This window comes from Anaerotaenia torta, from assembly GCF_050433395.1.
GTDB lineage: Bacteria > Bacillota > Clostridia > Lachnospirales > Lachnospiraceae > Mobilitalea > Mobilitalea torta.
Genome location: NZ_JBNPXH010000011.1, coordinates 18,033 through 39,328, shown reverse-complemented (window position 1 = coordinate 39,328; position 21,296 = coordinate 18,033). Strand labels below are relative to the sequence as shown.

The 21,296-nt window shown below is 45.8% G+C and carries 22 protein-coding genes, 1 tRNA gene and 1 pseudogene; 16 read left to right on the top strand and 8 right to left on the bottom strand.

The window, feature by feature from the left end; all coding sequences use genetic code 11:
• Window positions 1–33 precede the first annotated feature (33 nt).
• The 4 genes from HNQ56_RS17185 (at window position 34) to HNQ56_RS17170 (ending at window position 1,840) form a co-directional block, all read left to right on the top strand.
• Window positions 34–106, top strand: a tRNA-Ala gene (locus HNQ56_RS17185).
• 275 nt (window positions 107–381) lie between these two features.
• Complete coding sequence (locus HNQ56_RS17180; RefSeq protein WP_429148785.1) at window positions 382–891, top strand: hypothetical protein; 510 nt, start codon at window positions 382–384, stop codon at window positions 889–891.
• 1 nt (window position 892) lies between these two features.
• Entirely contained in the window at window positions 893–1,219 is a 327-nt protein-coding gene (locus tag HNQ56_RS17175) for a hypothetical protein (protein ID WP_429148783.1), read from the top strand.
• Between the two features lie 204 nt (window positions 1,220–1,423).
• Window positions 1,424–1,840 carry a hypothetical protein gene (locus HNQ56_RS17170; RefSeq protein ID WP_429148782.1) on the top strand — a complete coding sequence of 139 codons (417 nt, stop codon included), beginning with the start codon at window positions 1,424–1,426 and terminating at the stop codon, window positions 1,838–1,840.
• A gap of 63 nt (window positions 1,841–1,903) precedes the next feature.
• Here HNQ56_RS17170 and HNQ56_RS17165 read toward each other — a convergent pair whose 3' ends face one another.
• Window positions 1,904–2,449, bottom strand: a complete 546-nt coding sequence (locus tag HNQ56_RS17165) for an SLOG family protein (RefSeq protein WP_429148780.1) — start codon at window positions 2,447–2,449, stop codon at window positions 1,904–1,906.
• Between the two features lie 115 nt (window positions 2,450–2,564).
• Between HNQ56_RS17165 and HNQ56_RS17160 the strand changes: the two genes are divergently transcribed.
• The 4 genes from HNQ56_RS17160 to HNQ56_RS17145 all read left to right on the top strand — a co-directional run bounded on the left by HNQ56_RS17160 (window position 2,565) and on the right by HNQ56_RS17145 (window position 5,740).
• Window positions 2,565–2,912 carry a helix-turn-helix domain-containing protein gene (locus tag HNQ56_RS17160; RefSeq protein ID WP_429148778.1) on the top strand — a complete coding sequence of 116 codons (348 nt, stop codon included), beginning with the start codon at window positions 2,565–2,567 and terminating at the stop codon, window positions 2,910–2,912.
• Between the two features lie 251 nt (window positions 2,913–3,163).
• Window positions 3,164–4,345 (top strand): helix-turn-helix domain-containing protein, encoded by a 1,182-nt coding sequence (locus tag HNQ56_RS17155; RefSeq protein WP_429148776.1) that lies wholly within the window; start codon window positions 3,164–3,166, stop codon window positions 4,343–4,345.
• Window positions 4,346–4,471: 126 nt separating this feature from the next.
• A complete protein-coding gene (locus HNQ56_RS17150) occupies window positions 4,472–4,810 on the top strand; it encodes a hypothetical protein (RefSeq protein WP_429148775.1) in 339 nt (112 codons plus the stop codon).
• A 57-nt stretch (window positions 4,811–4,867) separates the two neighbouring features.
• Window positions 4,868–5,740 carry a hypothetical protein gene (locus tag HNQ56_RS17145; RefSeq protein WP_429149044.1) on the top strand — a complete coding sequence of 291 codons (873 nt, stop codon included), beginning with the start codon at window positions 4,868–4,870 and terminating at the stop codon, window positions 5,738–5,740.
• Here the strand turns inward: HNQ56_RS17145 and HNQ56_RS17140 are convergent.
• From HNQ56_RS17140 to HNQ56_RS17125, 4 genes and pseudogenes are all read right to left on the bottom strand, one after another.
• Window positions 5,629–6,072, bottom strand: a pseudogene (locus HNQ56_RS17140) (recombinase family protein); the annotation flags it as partial. The gene HNQ56_RS17145 and the pseudogene HNQ56_RS17140 overlap by 112 nt on opposite strands.
• A gap of 57 nt (window positions 6,073–6,129) precedes the next feature.
• The gene (locus tag HNQ56_RS17135; protein ID WP_429148774.1) at window positions 6,130–6,333 is read right to left on the bottom strand and encodes a transposon-encoded TnpW family protein; all 204 of its coding nucleotides are present in this window, start codon (window positions 6,331–6,333) and stop codon (window positions 6,130–6,132) included.
• A gap of 75 nt (window positions 6,334–6,408) precedes the next feature.
• Window positions 6,409–7,308, bottom strand: a complete 900-nt coding sequence (locus tag HNQ56_RS17130) for a phage major capsid protein (protein ID WP_429148772.1) — start codon at window positions 7,306–7,308, stop codon at window positions 6,409–6,411.
• A gap of 273 nt (window positions 7,309–7,581) precedes the next feature.
• Window positions 7,582–9,207 (bottom strand): DNA primase family protein, encoded by a 1,626-nt coding sequence (locus tag HNQ56_RS17125; protein ID WP_429148770.1) that lies wholly within the window; start codon window positions 9,205–9,207, stop codon window positions 7,582–7,584.
• A gap of 277 nt (window positions 9,208–9,484) precedes the next feature.
• On the opposite strand from HNQ56_RS17125, the gene HNQ56_RS17120 reads away from it, so the two are divergent.
• The 3 genes from HNQ56_RS17120 to HNQ56_RS17110 all read left to right on the top strand — a co-directional run bounded on the left by HNQ56_RS17120 (window position 9,485) and on the right by HNQ56_RS17110 (window position 12,331).
• Window positions 9,485–10,072, top strand: a complete 588-nt coding sequence (locus tag HNQ56_RS17120; RefSeq protein ID WP_429148768.1) for a DUF6431 domain-containing protein — start codon at window positions 9,485–9,487, stop codon at window positions 10,070–10,072.
• 118 nt (window positions 10,073–10,190) lie between these two features.
• Complete coding sequence (locus tag HNQ56_RS17115) at window positions 10,191–11,528, top strand: DDE-type integrase/transposase/recombinase (RefSeq protein ID WP_429148766.1); 1,338 nt, start codon at window positions 10,191–10,193, stop codon at window positions 11,526–11,528.
• Window positions 11,528–12,331: an ExeA family protein gene (locus tag HNQ56_RS17110; RefSeq protein ID WP_429148765.1), complete on the top strand. Its 804-nt coding sequence runs from the start codon at window positions 11,528–11,530 to the stop codon at window positions 12,329–12,331. The genes HNQ56_RS17115 and HNQ56_RS17110 overlap by 1 nt, the downstream gene beginning before the upstream one ends.
• A gap of 115 nt (window positions 12,332–12,446) precedes the next feature.
• On the opposite strand, the gene HNQ56_RS17105 is transcribed toward HNQ56_RS17110, so the two are convergent.
• Window positions 12,447–13,040, bottom strand: a complete 594-nt coding sequence (locus HNQ56_RS17105) for a hypothetical protein (protein ID WP_429148763.1) — start codon at window positions 13,038–13,040, stop codon at window positions 12,447–12,449.
• Window positions 13,041–13,811: 771 nt separating this feature from the next.
• On the opposite strand from HNQ56_RS17105, the gene HNQ56_RS17100 reads away from it, so the two are divergent.
• The 5 genes from HNQ56_RS17100 to HNQ56_RS17080 all read left to right on the top strand — a co-directional run bounded on the left by HNQ56_RS17100 (window position 13,812) and on the right by HNQ56_RS17080 (window position 19,755).
• Window positions 13,812–13,937, top strand: a complete 126-nt coding sequence (locus HNQ56_RS17100) for a helix-turn-helix domain-containing protein (RefSeq protein WP_429148761.1) — start codon at window positions 13,812–13,814, stop codon at window positions 13,935–13,937.
• An 84-nt stretch (window positions 13,938–14,021) separates the two neighbouring features.
• A complete protein-coding gene (cas5, locus tag HNQ56_RS17095) occupies window positions 14,022–14,624 on the top strand; it encodes a CRISPR-associated protein Cas5 (protein ID WP_429148759.1) in 603 nt (200 codons plus the stop codon).
• Window positions 14,617–16,740, top strand: coding sequence for a hypothetical protein (locus HNQ56_RS17090; protein WP_429148757.1), 2,124 nt, complete (start codon window positions 14,617–14,619; stop codon window positions 16,738–16,740). The genes cas5 and HNQ56_RS17090 overlap by 8 nt, the downstream gene beginning before the upstream one ends.
• Window positions 16,733–17,605, top strand: a complete 873-nt coding sequence (locus tag HNQ56_RS17085; protein ID WP_429148755.1) for a type I CRISPR-associated protein Cas7 — start codon at window positions 16,733–16,735, stop codon at window positions 17,603–17,605. The genes HNQ56_RS17090 and HNQ56_RS17085 overlap by 8 nt, the downstream gene beginning before the upstream one ends.
• Window positions 17,602–19,755, top strand: a complete 2,154-nt coding sequence (locus tag HNQ56_RS17080) for a CRISPR-associated endonuclease Cas3'' (RefSeq protein WP_429148753.1) — start codon at window positions 17,602–17,604, stop codon at window positions 19,753–19,755. Before HNQ56_RS17085 ends, HNQ56_RS17080 begins: the two co-directional genes overlap by 4 nt.
• A 70-nt stretch (window positions 19,756–19,825) precedes the next feature.
• Here HNQ56_RS17080 and HNQ56_RS17075 read toward each other — a convergent pair whose 3' ends face one another.
• Window positions 19,826–20,296 carry a hypothetical protein gene (locus HNQ56_RS17075; protein ID WP_429148751.1) on the bottom strand — a complete coding sequence of 157 codons (471 nt, stop codon included), beginning with the start codon at window positions 20,294–20,296 and terminating at the stop codon, window positions 19,826–19,828.
• A 176-nt stretch (window positions 20,297–20,472) separates the two neighbouring features.
• A partial coding sequence (locus HNQ56_RS17070; RefSeq protein ID WP_429148750.1) for an LPXTG cell wall anchor domain-containing protein occupies window positions 20,473–21,296 on the bottom strand: 824 nt, incomplete at its 5' end.

Here is a 21,296-nt window from a genome sequence, read left to right as displayed (position 1 = left end):
CATCTTTTATAATGATTTATGTGCATTATATATGGGCTCGTAGCTCAGCTGGGAGAGCGCCGCGTTCGCAATGCGGAGGTCATGGGTTCGATCCCCACCGGGTCCAGCAAAATTTTAGGTGTATATAGATGCCATGCGGTCAAAGCCGCATGGCATCTGCCTTTTCGGGGGTTTTCACCCTCGATTTTTCACCCCTTAATTTCACAGATGACATCGGCTATTTTCGGCATACTGGAGGGATTTGAACCACCGTAAACAACTGAATACGGAAAACAGGCATAATGAGCGGGCGTATTTTCAAACGAAGATACGCCCGCTTTTTTTTATGCCCTTTTTCAAAATCGCGTCACATTGAAAACAAAAAGATCGGAGGAAAACAAAATGGCAAACGAGATGATGCGTATCTTTTTCCCTCTGAAGATCGTCACCTATCCCGAATACGGGTCGGATGACTTTGCGGAGGAAATCACTCCCGCGGAAGCTGTGGCACATGAGGACGCGATCCTCGCCGCCATCGCCAGGGAGAACCGGCATTTTGAAAACGACCGCGGCCTTGCGGAATATCTTGACGACGGCCCTCTGAAAGAAAAGGTCCACAGCCTGTACCCATCGGTGGAGGTCCACGACGGAGAGCTGTGGGGCGTCATGACCGCGGGACTGACGGAACCTCTGTCCGGAGAGGAAACGGCCGAGCTGTTGGATTATGTGTACGGTCAGAACTCTGATGGGTATGGAGAGGGCTTCGAACAGCGTCCTATTAAAACGCAGGACGGTGAAATCTACGTCAGCTTTTGGGACAGCGGCAAAAATTATTCCGTCAAGCCGGAACAGGAATTCAAAAACAGCTTTTCCGATCCCGAATACGGAGACCCTGTGCTGGGAGGGATGTAGCTTGAGCAAGGTATTCTCGCTGGTCGGGCTGGAAACCAACACCGGCATCCGCGACGCCGGAATCGTGAGCGGCGTCCCCGAAGTGGAGGACATTCAGAATTCCACGCTCTACAGAGAACTGGTGGAGGACTGCGGCTGCTTCGATTACATCACGGTCATCGTGAAATCCTACCGCTGGGGCGAGGGCGAACCCGAAGATATCACCGCCGAGGATCTGGAATGGATCAAGAATCATCCGGAGCTCATAGAAAGTCAGGACGTCGCCTGCGTCCAAACTTCCCGCTACGCCATCCTGTACCCTGACCAGGGTATGCAATTAAATATGTAGCGCCCTTTGGTTTCTGATGAAGCTGAAAGGCTCTTTTTGTATTTCAACCGAATGGAGATGATCAAATGTCAGAGAAAGAAAAAGTGATGGTCGTGACCCTCATGCGGTCGGACCTGTATGACGCGGCCGGTTATGCAGGCGCTTACCTGAATCTCCCCGCGAGCCGGGATGAGATACAGGACGCGATGGACCGCGCCCGGATCAGTGACGGGCAGCGGCAACGCGGTGCCTCCCGGCACGGCGATCACCATCACCGCTTCCAGCACCGATCCCGATGGCGACGCAATCACCTATGTTTGGGAGGGGCGGCCGGCGCAGACCAGCTCGGCCTATCCGCTGGGCAAGAACACTGTCCGAGTCAAAGCCGTTGACTCCACCGGAGCCGAATCATCCTGGGCTGCCATTGTTTTCTTTGTGGCTGACCCCAACTCAGGCGGCGGCATGACGCTGACCGGCCAGTGGGACCAGCTCGACTACGGCACGACTACCAACGGCATTACGTTTACCCGCTCCCTGTCGCCCGGCGTTTACAGCCAGTTGGAAATGTATTATTACACCAATCACGATTACATGTACAACAAGAGCAATATCACCTATTGTGAACCATGGGAGGGTTCATGATGGACCGTGAAGGCGAAGCTCCCACTCTAAGAATTCTCAACGGCAGAGTAAAAAACATAAAAATCACTCCACCTTTAAGGTGATGGGAGTCACGACAGCCGTGTTCGGATCAATCGTGATGATTCCCCGTCCTTTTTTTCTGGCGTATGTGATAAGATGGGCGGCAGGTTCAAGGTGCGCCACCTCGCCGTTCTGATAGACCGCGATGATGAAACCGGCGCGGTCGACGAGATAACGGTTGCACCGGGCGCGGCAATCCCTGGTGGGGCGGGTGGTGACCAGGTGGTTGGAGGTGCTTTTTTCGAGGATGACGAAATACCGCTCCCGCAGCTCCGGCGTCCATTTTGTTGCCTGTTCTTCAAAGGGCAGGATGCAGAACAGCCGGAGCTGCGGGCATTTCTCCATCAGCCTGATCACCAGCTCCGCTCCCCACATGGAAGGCCCGACCTCGCAATCCGAGTAAAAGTCCGTTACCCCGTTTTCATAGAGAGCAAGGATCTGCACGAGCATGGCATTTCGTATACGCAAACATAGATCGTCCTCCTCGTCATAGCCAAAGGGAAAGCGCATGGGATGATGTCCTGTGAAGGCACAGGAAGTTGTCAGCATATTTTTCACCTCTTGATTTAAGTACACGGTCGCGGTGTGCATACACGCCGTTACATTGTAAGCCAAGTGTTTCTACAATACAAGTGTTGAGTTAAATCAAGGACGGTGAGTTAAAGTGGTTTTAGATTACGGCGCCATAGGCGCGCGGATTAAGGAAGCACGTTTCAGAAGGGATAATATGAGTCAGGAGCGGCTGGCGGAGCTTGCCGGCTTGTCCACCACCCATACCAGCCATATTGAAACCGGCAATACCAAGGTAAGCCTCCCCGCGCTTGTGAAGATCGCAAACGCGCTTGGGGTTTCATTGGACGAGCTGGTATGCGACAGCATCATCAAGGCCAAGGCTGTGTTCCAGGGCGAGCTCGCAAGGACGATTGACGACTGTGACGAGCTGGAGATCCGGGTTATCGCGGACATGGCAAAGACGCTTAAAACAAGCATGCGCCGGAGATTAGAGAACTGAGCCATGCGGTACATAAAATGAGCGGGCAGGCACGAAACGCCTGCCCGTTTATTTTTGCGCTCTATATGGGCGCAGTCTGCCAAGTGAAAGATACATATTGCTCCGGCAACAGGGCGCTGGCCGGACAGAGGTAAAGAAACCATCCGGCAATTTTTTATTTTCAATTTATTTTTGTATATTTCTTTTAATTGCAATATGCAAATAAAAGTAGTATATTGATTGTATAGTTACGGATGAAGGAGGTGGGCGGTATGCTTTATTTGACCGTGAAGGAGGCCGCGGAGAAATGGGGGCTGGGCACCCGGATTATAACCTTATACTGCGCGGAAAATAAAATCGAGGGCGTTGTCAAAAGGGGCAATCTGTGGCTGATACCGGAGCATGCCGGGCGGCCTGCCGATAAACGACGCCGTGAGCAGCCGGCTCCCCGGCCCTCGCTTTCGGACGAGCTTACCCGTCTTCTGGCGTTTACCCCCGACACCATGCCGCACGACAGGCCGGACGCGGTTCTGGATACCGTGAAGGAAGAAAGGATGCGGCTTCAATACGAGGGCGAAATAGCCTATCTGCGGGGAGATTTTCAAACGACCATGGCCTGCTTTCAGAAAACCCGGGGAGACGACGCGGCCCGGCTTCGCGCCTGCCCGATAACGATTGCGGCGGCCGTCAGCCTGGGGGATTACCCCGCCTACACCGAGATCGACGCTTATCTGAAAAAATGCGCGGAGATCCACAAGGGCAGTGCCGCCGCCGCTTTTGCGGAGCAGGCCCTTGCCACCGCCGCCGTGAGCATCATTGCGCCGAACATGGCCCCCGACTGGCTGAAGGAGGGAGATTTCAGCGCCCTCGCTCCGCAAGCGAAGCCCAACGCCCTCTATTTGCGGGCGAAGTATTTTCACTGCTTACATAGGTATGACGCCATGCTGGCCGTGGCGCAGACCGCCCTGACCCTGTCCGCACAGCCGCAGGGATTCACGACGACCGATATTTATCTGAGGGTGACCTGTGCCGTCGCCTGCCATTGTCTCGGACAGGACGACGAGGCCCGGCGCTGGCTGCTTTCCGCCATGCGTATCTGTCTGCCCCACGGCTTTATCACGCCCTTCGCGGAGGTCGTTACCGCGCTGGGAGGTCTGATGGAGCAGTGTCTGGAACGGGAGTTTCCCGCCTGCCGTGACGCGGTTCTCGGACAATGGAACCGCACCTGGAAAAACTGGATCACTTTTCATAACCAATTTACGAAGGATAATATCACGCTTATGCTGACCCTGCGGGAATATCACCTCGCTTTGCTTGTGGCGCAGCGCGTTCCTTACGCCAAAGTTGCCAGGCAGCATGGTATTTCCGTGGGCAGGCTCAAGAACATCATGCTGGAGATTTACGAAAAGCTATATATATCCGGCCGGGAGGAGCTTGCAAAATACATTTTATGAGCTAAAAAAACGTGACTTTTTGAGGGTGAAAAGTCACTACCGGAAACAGGTATTTGCCCCTATGATAGTAATGAAAAGCTATCATAGGGGTTTTTATATCCCCGCCCCGGAAAGGAGCGTGAAAGGATGCGCCTGGAGCAAAAGGAGCCTTATAAGGTGTACCGGGCGGGAGGCCGGGAGTTTCCCGTTTACCTTGAGTACGACGAGCAGCTTGACGAGAGCTACCCGGCCTACCCCGATTTTGAGGAACGCCCGGAATATACCGGCGAGGGCCGCCCCTTCGCCACGGCGGAGCAGGAGAGCTGCCCCCATTGCAAACCCGCCATACCGGGGGAGGCGCCCCCCAGCGACTGCGGCGGCTGCGGCTGGTTTTACCGGGAGCAGACGCCCTATGACCCCATCGGCGTCTGTATGTGCGATGTGCGGCGGCGCGAACCTGAATCACTGAAGGAGGAAAAAGAATGACATGAAAGCAAAGGATGATTTTTTCATCACAGTTCAATGTAAGGAGGTCTTAAAAATATGAAAACGGCAAAAAAACTAATTTTCAGCCTGCTGCTGGCGGCCATGACCTTCGCGCTGCTGCCGGCAACGGCGCACGCCGAGGGCGGCGTAACCGAGCAGTACAGCAGCCTGACCCCCGGCCATACCTACTATTTCGACCTGTCGGGGGAGAGCCTTCCCGGCACCGCAAACGACTGGCTGCCCGACACCAGCCTGAGATGGGCGCCCTTCACCTATGTGGGAACCATCAACGCCTATTCCCTGGACCCAAGCGCCAACGGCGATTTCTCGGCCTCGACCGCTGCCAGCGCCTCGCCCAGCGACCGCAGCCTGTTCGTGGCGGAATACCCGGTGACCACGCAGGTCTCCTGGAACACCCTGAACAGCCAGAACCTGATCTTCGGCAGGGACTACCAAAACGGCGGCGTTTCCTACATCCTCCGCTCCCTGTCCGCGGGCAGCCAGCTCACCGGCCGGGATATTCCGGTGACACAGGCCAACAACGAATGGGACCAAATCCTGGCCAAGGACCGGAGCTATATTAAAAACTTCCTGGGGACAAACGGCGCTTCCTGGGGGCAGGATACGGTTTTTTACAATACTCCCTCTCCCCTGTATCGTTCCCTGCGGGGGTATTACGCCGCCGACTGGTGGTGGTTCTTGTCGCCCGGCGCAGTGTCGTCCGGCGACCCAGCATCGTATAGTTCGTATAATTGCTCATTCCGTCCCGCCCTTGAAATCACATCCCACCCCTCCGCCGTGCTGAAAACCATTACCTTAATAATGTTAAGAAACGGTGTAAAGTCACTGTCTGCTTGGTTTGCACTATCAATACCGTTGTTAATAGCAATGAATCGTACATCTGCTTCAGGAAACATAATCTCTGTGTAATAGCCTACTTTAAGGTAATCTCTACCGAAACGGGACATATCCTTGATGATTATCGTTCCGACTCTACCGTTCTCCACGTCAGCAATCATGCGGTTAAAGTCTGGTCTATCAAAAGTTGTACCGCTGACCCCATCATCCACATAAAATTCGATGTTGCGAAAACCGTTGTCCTCAGCATATTTTTTTAGAATTACCTTCTGGTTTACTATACTGTTGCTGTCTCCTGCAAGCTCATCATCGCGTGAGAGCCTGCAGTACAGAGCAGTAATTTTCGCTTCTTCAAATGCTAATGTTGATTTACGTATAGTGCTAAATGTTGACTGTCTATTCATTTTTGTCCTCCATTTCCGACAGTCTTCAAGCGGTTTAGCACTATGTATATTACCGTATTACCTTGAAGAAGTCGAGTTGATTTCCGTGGGTTTATATGAACTATCTGATAACTTTGAAAGGCTTTTTGCGTTGACTGTAATTAGTCGTTTTAGCTTGGAATATGCACTTTCCTTTGCTGAATCACTTATTCGTGATTCCACCACATAGACCGTACCTCCGATATCAGATTTGGTTGTGCGGCTGTTAATTTGATTTTCCATATCGTGACCTCCTGTCCGATGTTTTGAAGGAACTGGCACTGAGCCGAATTGATGACTCAGTGCCTAATCCATTATTTAAGCTTTTATTTGTAATATTTTCAGAGCGTCTGGTTGAATTAGCTTGCCATCCAATCTCTCGTAAGCAGAAAATCCAATTTGCCCCTGCAATGCATATAACTCACTTAATTTTTTTATTGTTAGTGGTTGACGCTCAATCAGCCAGTAGTATGATAAATCTCCGAATACTATGCTTTTTGCTCCTGCTGATACTGTAGGTATATATGGAGAGGTAACTACAGGCTTTCCGAAGATGGTGTTATCCGAAGAATTCCACAGATAACTGCCGCTTGTATCCTTAAGAGTTCTAAGAAGCATGGCTGTATTGTCGTGCATGATAAACACAGCATTATTTCGGTATTCATCTTTTAATGAAAAGTACAGAGAGATCATCTCATCAAAAGAAATGGTAGCGCTATCTGCTGTAGTTACATCCGCGTCTGCCGTAAGGATACCTGTTGGCTGTGTTGTGCCATTTCCATTTAGCAATGCATTTTCCTCAGCCTTGCCAAAGCGCTTCGCAAAATCACCTATCAGATATTTTTCAAGATTAAAGTTCATATCGGTGACAAATGAGCGGTTTAGCTTGACAAGAGATGCCAGCTTGTATGATTTCACCAGAAACTGTGTAAATGTATCGGCACTTTCGGGGATTGGATCTCCGTCTTCAACCCAATCTGCTGTACCCGTTGAAGATACCGCTTGAATTTTACCTTCTGCAGAAGATAGATTGATAACAGTAGCAAATCTGCGGAATAGATTCTCCTTTGCCAAAGCTACATTGAAGCCTTCTCTGAATTCGTCCGGTGCGACATATGCTCCGGCATTATCATAGCCCTCGTTCAAATTCTGATAATTTTCGTCTTTGCCTTTCATAACGTTCCAGAACGCTCTGTTATAGGTTGTTGATGTTGCCATAATCGTTTACCTCCTAAATTAAAATTGATTGTGGGGTATATACCCCGTTTGAAACCGCGTTTTTTTACGCGTTGCCCCACGCCCGTTGTCCAGATGAAAAGGTGTGGAGATTTGACCTCCCCTATGGGCAGGTATTAACACATGGAGTTGTATCCAGTGTTTTTAGTGGTTTTAAGCTTTGTAGCAAGATGTAGCAGGTAAAAACTAAACTCTCTATACGAGAGCAATTTTTTATATAACCTGTTTTTCTTGCTACAAGCTGCTACACTGTGTTTAAATAAGAAAAAATTCTTCTTCAGTCAGCTTATATCCGATAAGCATTGTGGTCATTCCACCACCAGAACGTGGTCGTTTCCGTTCTACACGGGCGATAGCTGTTAATGCCTGTTTGAAGTTTCTTGCATTCTCCGAATAACAGCCATTGGCACTACACCAGCGCTGATACCGGGCATACACTTCGGATGTCCGCACCTCACTGTTAGGACTTTCTTCCAAGGCATCCTCGAAGAACAATGCTATCTTGTCGCTATCATGCTTGTAAGCCTCCGTTGCTGTCTTAACGGATTCGGGCAAAGTCAAGCCTTCCTTCTTCAACAGTTGGTAGCCTTCAATTAGCCAGTTGAGGATAGCACTCTGATTCTTCGGTTTGGCGAATTCACGTTTTAAGTTTTTATCCTGCTCGCTTTCATCGAAGTGTCGTTCAAAAGGAATAATCACCACTCTGCCACTGGAAAACAGCGTCATATCCGTAATGACGGGCAGATAATTGGTGTTGATATACAGCTTAAACTTTGGCGAAAAGTCAAAAGAATTCTCATGTAGAAACCTTGCGTTGATGGTGTCACCACCCGTCATGCTTTTTACCTGTGCAGCATTTAAGACAAGTCCTCTGCTAGGTTCGGAGATATTCACAAAGCGTACTCCTGCAAGCCGGGCAATATCTTCACTTGGACTTGAACTATTATTGTTCTTTTTCAGACTGATAGTCTCTGGCCTTGCGGTACAGCCATAACTGCCTAATACCTTAAGAACGCTCTCACATAGCGTACCTTTACCATTTCGAGTTGTAGCACCATAGAGAACAAACAGGCATTCATACCGAGTGTCTCCGCTGATACTGTAGCCAAAGGCTTTTTGGAGAAATTTTGCCTTTTCCTCATCTCCGCTCATAATCTCATGAATAAATCTATCCCAGCGCTCGCTTTTTGCTTCCGGGTCATATTTCACACCAGCTATCTTTGTAAGTCTGTCCTCGCTGTTGTGGGGACGAAAATCCATGGATAATAAAAACAATGTTCCATTGGCACAGTTGAGCACAAGCGGGTCTTGGTCGAATTCAGCCATTGATATGGGATATACGCTCTGTGCATCCTTCAGCACCGTTTCTCGGTATCTTCTTGACTGCCACTTTCGGCAATAGTCAATGTATGCCTTTCTTTGATGTTCATCCTGAATAGTCAAAGCATAGGCTAGTAGTTGGTTGGCCAATGATTTGCACATTTCCATCACTTTGAGATTACCGACATCGGGAATCCAAATGCCATTCTCATAGCAAAACCACATCTTCCTTTCGGGAACATAGCGGGCAAAAGATTTATAGTAATCAGCAAACAGCCTGCTTGCCCCAATATCTGTCCATGGGTAGCGATTATTACTCTCAGGCTTAAAGTTAGCAAGGGAGCATTCATTAAAATCTTCTGTGGCTAATGAACGCTTACCACCTGGTTTGTATATTTCGGTAACATTTGCGATGGCTTTTTCTATGGTTATCATTCCATAAGTACTGCCAGACTGCACTCTATCCCATTTATCTCGCATTAAACCACTCTTCCGGAAAAGTCTGTCCATTTGTCCAATATCCCTGCCACACCAAAATGCCAGCATACCGCAAAGTGCCAAATCAGCTTCACTTGAGGAAGGATAGCCTGATGTATCTCCCTGCCATAATGCTTTGAACCTTTCTCCGTTTACCGATTTTAAAGCCTTCTCAATAACAGACTTGTCAGACTGTAAATCTTTAAATTAATATCTCAAAATCATCCTTTTATAGTCATTTTGTTTTTCCAATTGTAAGTTTTCATTCCAGTAGAATGTGATTACCTTTTGTCACTTTATAGCATATCTGTTATACTGTGGTCTGTATATTCATCGAAAGGAACTACTAAACTTGCAGATCATGTTTAACCCTAAAGTTTCAGCCCCTGATTACCACCGGTCAGGCAAATCCTTCTCTTTCCCTGACCTTACTTTGACCTTATGTCCCCATTGCAGGAAAAGTCATCTGAAGAAGCACGGCTTTTACAGACGTTACTATATTTCCGTGGATTTCTACGGTATCCTTCTGATCCGCAGACATATCTGTCCGGTATGCCACAGAACGGTTTCTTCTATCCCTTTTTTCTGCCATCCCCGCAGGGCTTATTCCTCCGATTTTATTATCCGTGTACTTTCCAGGTTCTTCAATAGAACATCGACTCTTTCTGCATGTGTTTCATCATTTGTCCATGACTATAAGGTCGAATGTTCAAGGCAGCTCCTTTACCGCTATCGGAAACGCTTTATCTCAAACCTTAACTTCCTGTCCATGGAACTCCTCCATGTCCTGAAACTGAAGAACTTTATTTATGAAAAAGAGGACAGAAAAAGAGCCAGACAGGTGCTCTCCCTGATACATCATACGGCTTGGACCCCTCCTGATGTATCACTCTGGCTGTTTCAAAGAAACGGGCACTCATATCTGACTCGACTTCACTTTAGAGTATAACAGTTTTCTGCCGTTTTGTGAATGCCCTGTTTTAAATCCCTGCAACACTTGATTTTCCTGTGTCCCACAGGGCTTTAATGGTAAACTTTCTTCATAAACCTGAAGGGAGTTTTTCATTATGATTGATGATGCAGCAAGAAGTGCAATTGCGCTTAAAAAGTTTTCGATTATCAGTCCGATTATCAACGGACAGGTAACCTCCATCGGTGAATACTGCGCCATGGCTGCGGATAACCCAATTGAAATGCCACACTATGGTATGCGCAGATACTCACCCAAAACAATAGCATCTTGGTATACCGATTATGTCCGGGAAGGTCTGGATGCCCTGAAACCCAAAGCACGTGCAGATAAAGGCGGAACCCGCAAAATCTCATCGGAACTGGAGGATATCCTCCTGCGCAAACGTCTGGATTATCCGAGGGCACCCATTACCGTAATATACGACCTTCTTCTTAACGAAGGTATTATCACGGGAAAAGATCTCTCCCTGTCCACTGTTACAAGGTTCTACAACCGTACCGGTAAGGCATCCATAGCGGATGAACGGCAGAAGGAACTGCGTCGTTTCTCCCATGAAACAGTAAACCAGCTCTGGCAGACCGATGTAATGTATGGCCCTTATATCCGGGTAAACGGACGCAAGCAGCAGACTTACCTCATGGCATACATTGACGATTCCAGCCGCCTTATCACACATGCCCAGTTCTATCTGTCACAGGATATCCTGAGCCTGCGCCATTCCTTCAAGGAGGCACTTTTAAAAAGAGGAATACCTAAGCTTCTCTATACGGATAACGGCAAGATATACCGGTGCCAGGCCTTCGAATATCTCTGTGCCAACATCGGTGTGACACTCCTGCGCGCGGAACCATATACCCCGACATCAAAGGGGAAGATAGAACGCTTCTTCAGAAGCTGCCGCCTCCGGTTCCTGTCCACACTGAAAGCCGATACCTTAAATGATCTAAATGAACTCAACGACCGTTTCCACAAATGGCTGTTTGATGATTATCAGAAAAAGCCTCATTCTGCCCTGGATGGACTGACTCCGCTGGAAGCCTTCCTCCGTCAGTCCGACCGTATTTCCCTTGTCTCCGATCTATCCGTTTTTAATGAGAAATTCCTTGTAAAGGCAGAACGTAAAATCAAACAGGACGCAACCCTAAGTCTGCATGGCAACCTGTATGAGACCGCCCCTTCCCTCGCCGGAGCAAGAATTACCGTAAAATATGACCCGGATGAGCTGGATCACGGCATAAGCGAAGTATTCCTTTATCGTGAGGACAAACCGGTCGGAACTGCAAAGAGAGTATTCTTCCACGATAATGCTCATATAAAACGGGCAGGAAAAGCACGGGCAGAGAAGAATGGAACCTCCCCTTCTGCTTTACCGGAGGTAGCAGGTCTTCCTCCCGTCAATGCCATCTCTTATGCTGATATGGAGGTGATGTGATGTTTACCCAGCATTTCGGACTTAAGGCAAATCCGTTCACCAAAGAGCTTCCTACCTCCGATTTATTTATCGGGCAGGACGCAAAGGAACTGGATGCCAGATTTAAATACATAAAATCAGCACGGGGTATTTTTCTTCTTACTGCGGAAGCCGGTACTGGTAAGACTACTGCCCTCAGACGTTTTGTCGACGGACTGAACCCCGGCCTGTATAAACCGTGCTATTATGCGCTTTCCACTGTCACGGTAATGGACTTCTACCGCGGAATTATAATGAAGCTTGGCGAGGAGCCCTCCTACAAAAAGATCAGTATGTTTGAGCAGCTTCAAAGGCTGATCTCTACCAGTTATCATGAGCAGCGTATTACCCCAGTCATCATTATTGATGAGGCACAATCCCTAAGTAACGGTGTCCTTGATGACCTCCGTATCCTCTTTAACTTTAAGATGGACTCCGAGAACCCCTACATACTGATCCTAGCAGGGCAGCCACCTCTCAGAAACCGTCTGCAGCTTGGTGTCAATCAACCACTGAAACAGAGGATTGGAACGAAATATCACATGCAGGGACTCAGCCGGGAGGAACTGGATGAATACATCACCAGCCGCCTTAAGCTGGCTGGTGCTATGGATACAAATATCTTCACCCAAGGCTCTCTTGATGCCATGTATACCCTGACTAAGGGCATTCCCCGGATGGTAAACAAACTTGCAACAGCATCCCTGATAGCAGCCTGTGCCAGGAAAACAGATGTGGTTGATGATGAGATCATCTACCAGGCGCATCAGGAAAGTGATATATAAAGGAGCTTTGGCTCCTTTTTAATTTGAAGATTTACCTGCATAATCTGAATATGCTCCAAAATAAAATGACTACAAAGATGTATATTTGCCTGTTTTAATCTGATTCATGTCGGTTTTAATTTGACGATTTACAGTCAGACAAATAGGATTGGCTTTCTGTATCCAGTAGTTGCTTCACAGGGTTAGGGCGCAGCATATAGTTGTCTAGTATCATCTGAAGCTCATTCGATTTCTCTGGTATATCACCATCTACAAATACATTGCCTGTTACGGTAACAAAGCGATTTGTTGCTCCAGCCACATAGACCTCAACTCCCAGCTTTCTGTTGTTGATATAGTATTTTGTTTTGTCAAAGTCATAGCCAGTGGCCTTAAAGAAAATATGCAGCCCTTTACCGGATGGACTGTATTCCATATAGCAACCACTAAAAGCGTCTACAACACTTTGGGAAATAGGCTTAAGCTTACCACTGCTATCAAAGCAATCATCTAAGTCGATAACACATATGTCATTACCTACCAAAAATCCGATACCATCATAATTACTTACAGCAGCTGCGGCCGAACTAAAATCTTTAAATGTACTCTTTTGATCTGCTTTTGCCCTTTTTCCTGTTATCGGGTTATAGGGAACTTTGGTTTTTCTGCCACTTCGCTCTTCATATTTCCAACAGCAAAACTGTGGCTTATCTTTAAGCATCTGCGGCAAGTTATAATATTGTGTATTCAGTTATTTCACCTCCTTGCCTGTTATTAATGACCCGAAACGCTACGGTTCCAGAGGGTTTGCCTTGTTTGACACAACCTCGTTATCTTTCAAGGAATACGCTCGGAATTATCGTCATGGCATATTCACCTTGAAGTATCTCTTGCATTTCGGGGTATTCAGTTGTCAAGGAGCAGTGAGAGAAAAACTATGCTTTCATTGATAGTTCACGAGAAAGTCAAATCGACAGGGTCTGTTTTGAAGGTTATTTTTTCTCACCATCTACAGGACATAAGCTTGCGGTTTGGATACCGAAACAAATATTTCTGTGTATTGCTTTCCTCTACTAATAGCCGAAATGATTAACCCCTTAGCTAATGTCACAACAAACAGCTAACTCGGAAGGCCATGCAAAGTATTTTCCCCTCACCTTATAGCCTTGGTAGGGCATATTAGTTGAGGATTTTCTAAAAATATTTTTCTTCCTCATCCATAAGCGAAGAATTCTATTGATTCGAACCCCTTAAAATAAAAAACAGCCTGTCTTTTTTCTCAGTAAAGACGGCTGAAATGCTGTAGTTTTGGATTTTTCAATTAGACTTTTCGACTTTTTTTTCTAAAAGTATCAAATTGGATAAAAGCGAAAAATGAAAGGCATATACAACTATCATTATTTTTGTTAACATTGTATAATTCCTTCGCAAACACAGAATTATGATGTTATATTTGAAGAAAATGTGCTATAATGGAAAAAAATACAAAGAGGTGGCCAAGATGACCGTTAGCTATAAAAAGTTTTGGAAATTATATGTCAGCATGGAAGTTCTTGTAAAGGTTTGTACGGCGCTTGGCGTTGATTTTAAAGATATTATGGAATTAGTGCCAGACTCAACTGGATAAAAATAGTATTTGCTTAAAAGTTAGAGTGCTGTTTGTAGGACATGAGTAGTTGTTAAATATTACTGAATAGAGGAGGCGAAAAAAATGATTGAGAAAGTCTACCCTGTTTCATTTGAAATTGAGGGACCAGCAGCAATGTTCACAAGGCCTGATACTGGTTCATCGCCGGTATCTTATCCAGCACCGACAAAATCCGCCCTGAAAAGTGTTTTTGAATCTGTGGCATTTTCTAAAAATGCATATTTTGAACCGCAACGTGTAGAGATTTGCTCCCCTATTGTGTTCCACAAGTATTCAACTAATTATGGCGGACCATTGAGAAAAAGCGGAACAGTGAATTTTCAATTGTTTGCAACTGTGCTTGAGAATGTCTGTTATAAGGTTTACGGAGTGATTTTAGGATATTACCCACCCAAAAGCGGGCAAAATCCACAGCATCAATTACAGGACGTGTTTATGCGCAGACTTTCAGTTGGTCAATTCCACACAACGCCATTCCTTGGGTGGAAAGAATTTGTTCCGACTTATTTGGGTCCTATTCGTGATACGACAACTGCTGATAAATCCATCAATATAACAATTCCATCTATGCTTAGTACGATGTATAATCGGCCGACGGAGGGAAAGATTTTTCCGCGATTTGATCAGGATGTCAAAGTTGAAGGAGGCGTGATGTTTTATGCTTAACGAGTTATATGAAATGAGCAAGGCATTAGAACATTATGGCTTGTTACAATCCATAACACATCCGAATGTAAACAATGTGGGAAAAGCTTTCTGCCTGCTAATCGAACTTGATAAGGAGGGGTTTCCTCGAGAAGCTAGGCTTCTGTCAAAAGAAGAAACCACGGCGTTATGGAAACACAGCAATGGAAACCACAACAGTTTTCCGGCAATCCGCGTTCAAAAGCCTCTTCTCGCAATAACAGAAAGTGTAAAAATCAATGATCTAGAATGGAAAAAAGCAAAGTTAAGTGAAAAAATCAGTTATTTAAGTACACTGAACTATAATGCCATTAATCCTGAGTGTTTGGACATTAAAATTGTCGACTGGACATTGAATGAGCTTGCAGAGGTTATAGACTCACAAAAGCCAGAATTGGCAGCGTTAAGACAGTTAATTTGTGTATTTCCAGATGCTTCAGGATGTGCTGATTTCAACAAAGTGTTGGTAAATTTTCTCTATGAAAAGATTGCTACCTCTAATAGCAGAGCCGAAGTTGATTTTATCAAAGATTTGCTAGTAGGAAATTTCGATGATAGAACAAGAAAATATGTAGCCAGTTGTATGACTTATTACGACGTGTATGAAACCGCTGATTTTACCAACTTAGTAGCATCATCTGTAACTCAGCAGGCTCTGATCAACCTGCTGAACAGCGAAAATAAAAGTAAAATTAAATCTGAAGACCAACATATTGTGTCCCCACTAACTGGAAAGCCATGTCTGCAGATTGAGAAAAATTATCCCAAGCCAAAAATTCCTTTACTAGGACCTACATATTTATATTCAAAGAATGTGGACATACCCTGCCTGACACGTTATAAATTGAGCGGCATTAGTGCCTATCAGGCTGGTAAAAACGAGGTCATAGCAATCAATGATGCAATTGCGTTTCTTACCGATAGAAATCGAGAGAACAAATCATGGAAAGCGATGAGTGACAGCAACAGCGAAAAGCCCAATCTGCTACTGGCCTACTTGCCGGTTGATCCACTAAATGATGCTTATCTGGCACAAATACTGGGGGACCCTTCTGATTACGAATCCGGGGAAGAACTCAGGGAGGAAACCGAATCCGCATTTGATGCTCTATGTAGGCAAGTCCTGGGAAACATGAAATCTGTGATTAATAAGAACCCGCAGTTCCAAATTAACTTGATTTTGTTAGAAACACTGGATCCTGGGCGAAAGCAAATTGTTTATGAGAATACACTGACAGTCAAGCAGTTTAGGAATAATATTCTTTTGTGGTCAGAAGCTGCAAAAAATCATTCAAATATTAAAATACGTGTACGTGAAAAGAATGAAATAGTTGAGTACAAGCCTATTTGCCCGGGACCAAACGATATTTGCCAATTGTTAAAAATTAATTATACACGTTCCGGCTCGTCAAAGCCTATGAAGCAAAGTGCGGTCTCGCTGCACGATATTTATAGCCTTTATATGCCGCAAAAAAACGTTGTGTTACAAGATGATGTTTTTCTCTATGATATTTTGTGTAGGGTTATTAAAAAAACAGCTCAAATGCTTGGGGATGTAGGGCAACAGCTAAATCTGGAATATGCGCTTCCATCAACAAGTGAATCACATATTCTGGCAAAGCGGGTTACAGTATCCATTTCATTGATATCAATTTTGTTATGGCGCTTAGGCGTCAGAAAGGAGAATTATATGCTAGAGACACCTTTTAATGTCGGGCAGTTTTTGCAGCTTTCTGATTTACTACATAAGGAATACTGCATTCAGGTACGAAACAGCGGAAATAAAGCAGCACCGCTACCTACACAATTGATGGGGAACGAAATGCTGGCCATTGCATCCGAAAATCCCATTGAAGGTCTAAACCGTCTGCGTGATCGAATGAAAATTTACTTAGCATGGGCAAACACTGCTACGGGAGAAGGGACAGGGCTGGTAAAATGGATACTTGCACGGTATGGCGAAGTTAGTACAAAAATTGCAGCTTCAGGGTTGCCGGAGCAATTTAATGCGGCTGAACAAGCACAGGTACTGCTTGGTTACTTGGCATCGATACCATATGATAAGAAGAATGATAAGGAGGTCAAATCCAATGAGTAATTTTATCAAAAGAGGAACAGGGCTACTTTTAATTGATGTAAAAGATTCCAACCCTAATGGTGACCCCGACAGAGAAAGTGACCCACGTACGCGGCAGGATGGGCGCGGCGAAATTTCACCAGTTTCGTTTAAACGTAAGTTACGTGATTTGGTTTCAGCAAAGGATTCTCCTGTCTGGCAGGAGCTTGCCAAAGAACTAGACTTGAATGAAGCACGCTATGATATTTTGGAAAGCAAGGTCACTAAGCGCACTGATGTTAAAAAATTAACAGCTGATGAATTGCTGGAGAAATACTGGGATGTTCGTGTATTTGGAACAACATTTCTTGAAGAGCAATCAGGTGAATCCGGCTCATTTATCTCTACTGGGGTTGTTCAATTTGGATTAGGAGTATCGCTTGACCCAGTTAGAATTGAGCGTATGACAACCACTAAAGTACTGCCAGTGGAAGATGACAAAAGCAAGGGCATGGCCCCACTCGCATATCGAATTGTTTCTTACGGATTATATACAATGCCGTTTTTTATAAACGCTACTGCAGCACAAAAAACACGCTGTACAAAGAAGGATATTGAATTGCTTCTGCAACTGATTCCCCATGTCTATAAAGAAACGGCTTCTTATATTCGCTCACAAGTTGACATTCGATATGCGTTCTATGTCGAACATAACCGCGCTCGCGGTACGTTTAATGATTTCAAAATCATCGAGGCACTGACTCCCGTAAGAGTGGGCAATGGAATTGGTCCAGCGACTTCGTGGAAAGATTACGATGAGGTAGCATTACTAGAGAGTATTAAGGAACTCAACTCCAAACTGAAAGGAAAAACGGCACCTGTTGTTGACCTGATGGAGAAGCTATGACTATGCTAGCCCATAGTGCAAGGAATGGAAAACCACCTCAGTTATATGGTGAACATGTAACTGGGGTGGTTAATCGCGCGTGTAATAATCTAATAGATATTTTTCGTTATGTTAATCAAGATAAAACGGATTATTATCCTGAACTTATAAAAAACGCAGCAATCTATCATGATTTGGGTAAGTTATCTGTTAAAAATCAAGATGTACTTACAGGCAAAACAGAATCTGCACACCTTCCTATAGAGCATCGAGATGCGGGTGTTAAGCATCTGATCGGCTGTAAACCAGAACATCCTTCGGCTACTTTTGTTTATGCTCATCATTATCCAGGGCTACCTAATCTTATGGATCAAAAGACACAATTATCCCCGTTTCGCTTTCCGGAAGCAATGGGTGACAGCGATACACACCTCCAAGAGTATCTGGACTTGCATGGTAAGGAAACCGGCTTCAGTACTGAACAAACATCGGACAACACTACTCCGAAGTTGTCATCAATGGAGTATCGTATCCTCTTGAGCTGCCTTGTTGACGCAGACTATTCGGATACTGCGGGGAAACAACTGTATCGTCCTGAAACACGTTGGGAAGAACGGCTGAAGAAACTGGATTGTTATATCCGAGATTTACAGAAGGATTCAGACAATTCACAGTCAGAACGCAATCAATTGCGCAGTGAACTCTACGATTACTGCAGAAACGTAGCTACAGAAGAATTTCTCGTGTACTGTGATAGTCCGGTTGGAACCGGTAAGACAACAGCAGTTATGGCGCATATGCTGAAATCGGCTTCCGAGAATGGTTTACGTCACATTTTTGTTGTAATGCCATATACAAATATCATTTCTCAGACAGTTGATATCCTACGAAAAGCATTGGTTCTTGACGGAGAAAACCCAGTGGAGATTGTTGTAGAGCATCACCATCAAGCGGATTTTGAAAGTCCTGAGCTTCGTCACTTGGCAACCACATGGACCGCCCCAATCATAGTGACAACAGCAGTTCAGTTTTTCGAAACAATCGCAAGCAATCTCCCTTCAAAACTACGAAAGCTCCACCAACTACCCGGCAGCGGTATCATCATTGATGAAAGTCATGCTATGTTGCCCATAAAATTATTGCCCTCTGCTTGGCAATGGATTACTGAACTATCCAAAGAATGGGGTTGTCGTTTTTGTCTTTGCTCGGGAACATCGTTTAAGTTTTGGGAGAATCCAAGTTTTATAAAGATTTCTGACACCAAAGTTCATCCCTTGGTGTCAGGCGAGATGTCCAAGAAATTGGAGAAGTTTGAAAATAACCGAATTCACCTTAACATTCTAATGCAGGATGTGCCCCATTTCCAAAATTTAAATGAGCTTATAAACTGTATAAGCCAATATCATGGTTCACGGCTGATTGTGCTGAATACAGTTCGTACAGCCGCATTGTTAGCAATAACTCTGCGAAACTGCGGGCACGACGTGCTTCATTTGTCAACTGCACTTACTCCGAATGACAGAGAAATCGTCATAAATGAAGTCAAGCACCGACTCAACCGTACCACAAATTATAACTCAGATTGGACACTGGTTGCTACGAGTTGTGTAGAATGTGGGATGGACTTTTCCTTTCATTACGGTTTCTGCGAATTGCGTTCTCTTCAAAGTTATTTACAACTTGGAGGACGAATAAGCAGAAACAACGAGTATGATGACGGTTCGTTGATTTGTTTTTCTATAACGGCTGATGGCTTTGGATTTAACCCGGCTTTTGAAATCTCTAGGAATGTATTTAAAAAGCAAATTCAATCCAACAAACTTTCAAGGCTTACAATAACAAATGCAGTGAGTGAAAGTTTTGACATGGAATGCAAAGAAATGGGCGGATTATCTTATAAAATATGTAAATATGAAAGTAGACACGCATTTGTTGATGTTGCAAGGAATTTCAGAGTGATTCCCGATGATACGATTACCGTTATTGCAGACTTAGGTTTGGCGGAAAAGCTACGTACTGGTGCTTTTGTTTCTGCTCAGGAACTGCAACGTGATAGTGTTAACATTCGTAAATCTCTGATAAAACAACTTCGCATTAATGATAGCGACTTGCCGTCACTTTCCGAAGGTCAATACGACCAGTTTCTCGGATATATGAAGACCTTATTATAGAAGGAAACCAGCCACAACAAGCATTTACACTTGATTGTGACTGGTCTTTTTTTGCCCCGCTTGAAGCTGTTTATTTAAGTTTTTCTTCAATCCCTAAGTGAACGCTTCTTTTGGATCCCTTTTTATCAAAGCCGTGGTTTATATAAAAATCGTCCCCCGTAAACATAACGGGATAATCCACGGCGCTGTCTTCAATTCGAATCCAGCCAATCATGTCTTTATTTTGGTCATATGGATCAATCGCTACAGAAAGGGGCGGCTGGGATTCCGACAGTGCATCCTCCGATATCTCTGGTTCAGATTCCGGCGTGTTTTCGATAAAAGACGCTGCCTCCATGCCAGATGGCAGTTCGGCTTTATTCATCATTAACAGATCCACCGCCGCTTTCTGTTCCGCTAAATGTGCAAACGCACTGAGCTCCTGTCGATTTTGTACAAATTTGGATACCAGCAGACCGCCGGAAACAAGAACAACGATCACCAACACGCCAATGGATGCATGGTATAATCTATCCGGCTGCTTAGCAGGCTCTTTTTTCATATGCTACAAACACCTCTTTGTTCAACGGGGTTGACATTCAGCTTATATATGACACCTCAGTATGAAACATCCCCGTCAAAAGGACGGGGATGTTTCATACCTTTCTTTAACAGCCAGTTACGCTTCCAGATGCGCGGGATTTTTGGCTGATGGCCGTTCGGGAAACGGTCAATAGGCTATCTGACTCGTTTTTTTGCAAGCAACAATGTCAGTGCCAAAGAAGACAATACGAAGATACCTGCTAGCATATAAATGCTCTGCCCATCGTCTCCTGTAGGGGGAAGTCCTGCCAGAGGAACCTCCTCCGAAGGAATTTCAATAATTTCCTCATCGGTTGGGAACCCAGGAAACAGAGGAACATCCGGGTCTTCTATGGATTCCACATCCTCTGGACGGCTTAAATTATATAACGTTATGGAAATATGCCCGGACGAATCCTCTCGCACAGATGTGGATCTAAAAATCAGGCATTCTCGTTCTGCCATTGTCTCGCCGCCGTAATCATAGCCTTTTAATGTAAAGTGTTCACCCGTCATTTCCTGTACGGCATAAACAGCACCGGATTGCAATCCTTTTATTTCCACAATATTTCCATTGGCGATTAACTTAACCTGAGAGACGACATTCCCGCTTCCATCCAGAATACGTGCTGTAAAAGGCAGTCCGGTGCCAATGGCGTTCCCGGCCTCATCCGTTAATACCTTGCGCAAATATAGTGACAAATTGCCCTCAGGCGTCGGGCCGGGAGTGGGATCGGGTGTCGGATCAGGTGTCGGATCGGGTGTCGGATCGGGTGTCGGATCAGGCGTCGGGTCGGGTGTCGGATCAGGCGTCGGGTCGGGTGTCGGATCAGGCGTCGGATCAGGCGTTGGGTCAGGAGTTGGGTCGGGTGTCGGATCAGGCGTCGGATCGGGTGTCGGATCGGGTGTCGGATCAGGCGTCGGGTCGGGTGTCGGATCAGGCGTCGGGTCGGGTGTCGGATCAGGCGTCGGATCAGGCG

Excerpts from the sequence above, each read along its gene's own strand:
- HNQ56_RS17180 (WP_429148785.1), top strand. The coding sequence starts at position 382 with ATGGCAAACGAGATGATGCGTATCTTTTTCCCTCTGAAGATCGTCACC.
- HNQ56_RS17165 (WP_429148780.1), bottom strand. The coding sequence starts at position 2,449 with ATGCTGACAACTTCCTGTGCCTTCACAGGACATCATCCCATGCGCTTT.
- HNQ56_RS17155 (WP_429148776.1), top strand. The coding sequence starts at position 3,164 with ATGCTTTATTTGACCGTGAAGGAGGCCGCGGAGAAATGGGGGCTGGGC.
- HNQ56_RS17150 (WP_429148775.1), top strand. The coding sequence starts at position 4,472 with ATGCGCCTGGAGCAAAAGGAGCCTTATAAGGTGTACCGGGCGGGAGGC.
- HNQ56_RS17145 (WP_429149044.1), top strand. The coding sequence starts at position 4,868 with ATGAAAACGGCAAAAAAACTAATTTTCAGCCTGCTGCTGGCGGCCATG.
- HNQ56_RS17135 (WP_429148774.1), bottom strand. The coding sequence starts at position 6,333 with ATGGAAAATCAAATTAACAGCCGCACAACCAAATCTGATATCGGAGGT.
- HNQ56_RS17130 (WP_429148772.1), bottom strand. The coding sequence starts at position 7,308 with ATGGCAACATCAACAACCTATAACAGAGCGTTCTGGAACGTTATGAAA.
- HNQ56_RS17120 (WP_429148768.1), top strand. The coding sequence starts at position 9,485 with ATGTTTAACCCTAAAGTTTCAGCCCCTGATTACCACCGGTCAGGCAAA.
- HNQ56_RS17115 (WP_429148766.1), top strand. The coding sequence starts at position 10,191 with ATGATTGATGATGCAGCAAGAAGTGCAATTGCGCTTAAAAAGTTTTCG.
- HNQ56_RS17110 (WP_429148765.1), top strand. The coding sequence starts at position 11,528 with ATGTTTACCCAGCATTTCGGACTTAAGGCAAATCCGTTCACCAAAGAG.
- HNQ56_RS17100 (WP_429148761.1), top strand. The coding sequence starts at position 13,812 with ATGACCGTTAGCTATAAAAAGTTTTGGAAATTATATGTCAGCATGGAA.
- cas5 (WP_429148759.1), top strand. The coding sequence starts at position 14,022 with ATGATTGAGAAAGTCTACCCTGTTTCATTTGAAATTGAGGGACCAGCA.
- HNQ56_RS17090 (WP_429148757.1), top strand. The coding sequence starts at position 14,617 with ATGCTTAACGAGTTATATGAAATGAGCAAGGCATTAGAACATTATGGC.
- HNQ56_RS17085 (WP_429148755.1), top strand. The coding sequence starts at position 16,733 with ATGAGTAATTTTATCAAAAGAGGAACAGGGCTACTTTTAATTGATGTA.
- HNQ56_RS17080 (WP_429148753.1), top strand. The coding sequence starts at position 17,602 with ATGACTATGCTAGCCCATAGTGCAAGGAATGGAAAACCACCTCAGTTA.
- HNQ56_RS17075 (WP_429148751.1), bottom strand. The coding sequence starts at position 20,296 with ATGAAAAAAGAGCCTGCTAAGCAGCCGGATAGATTATACCATGCATCC.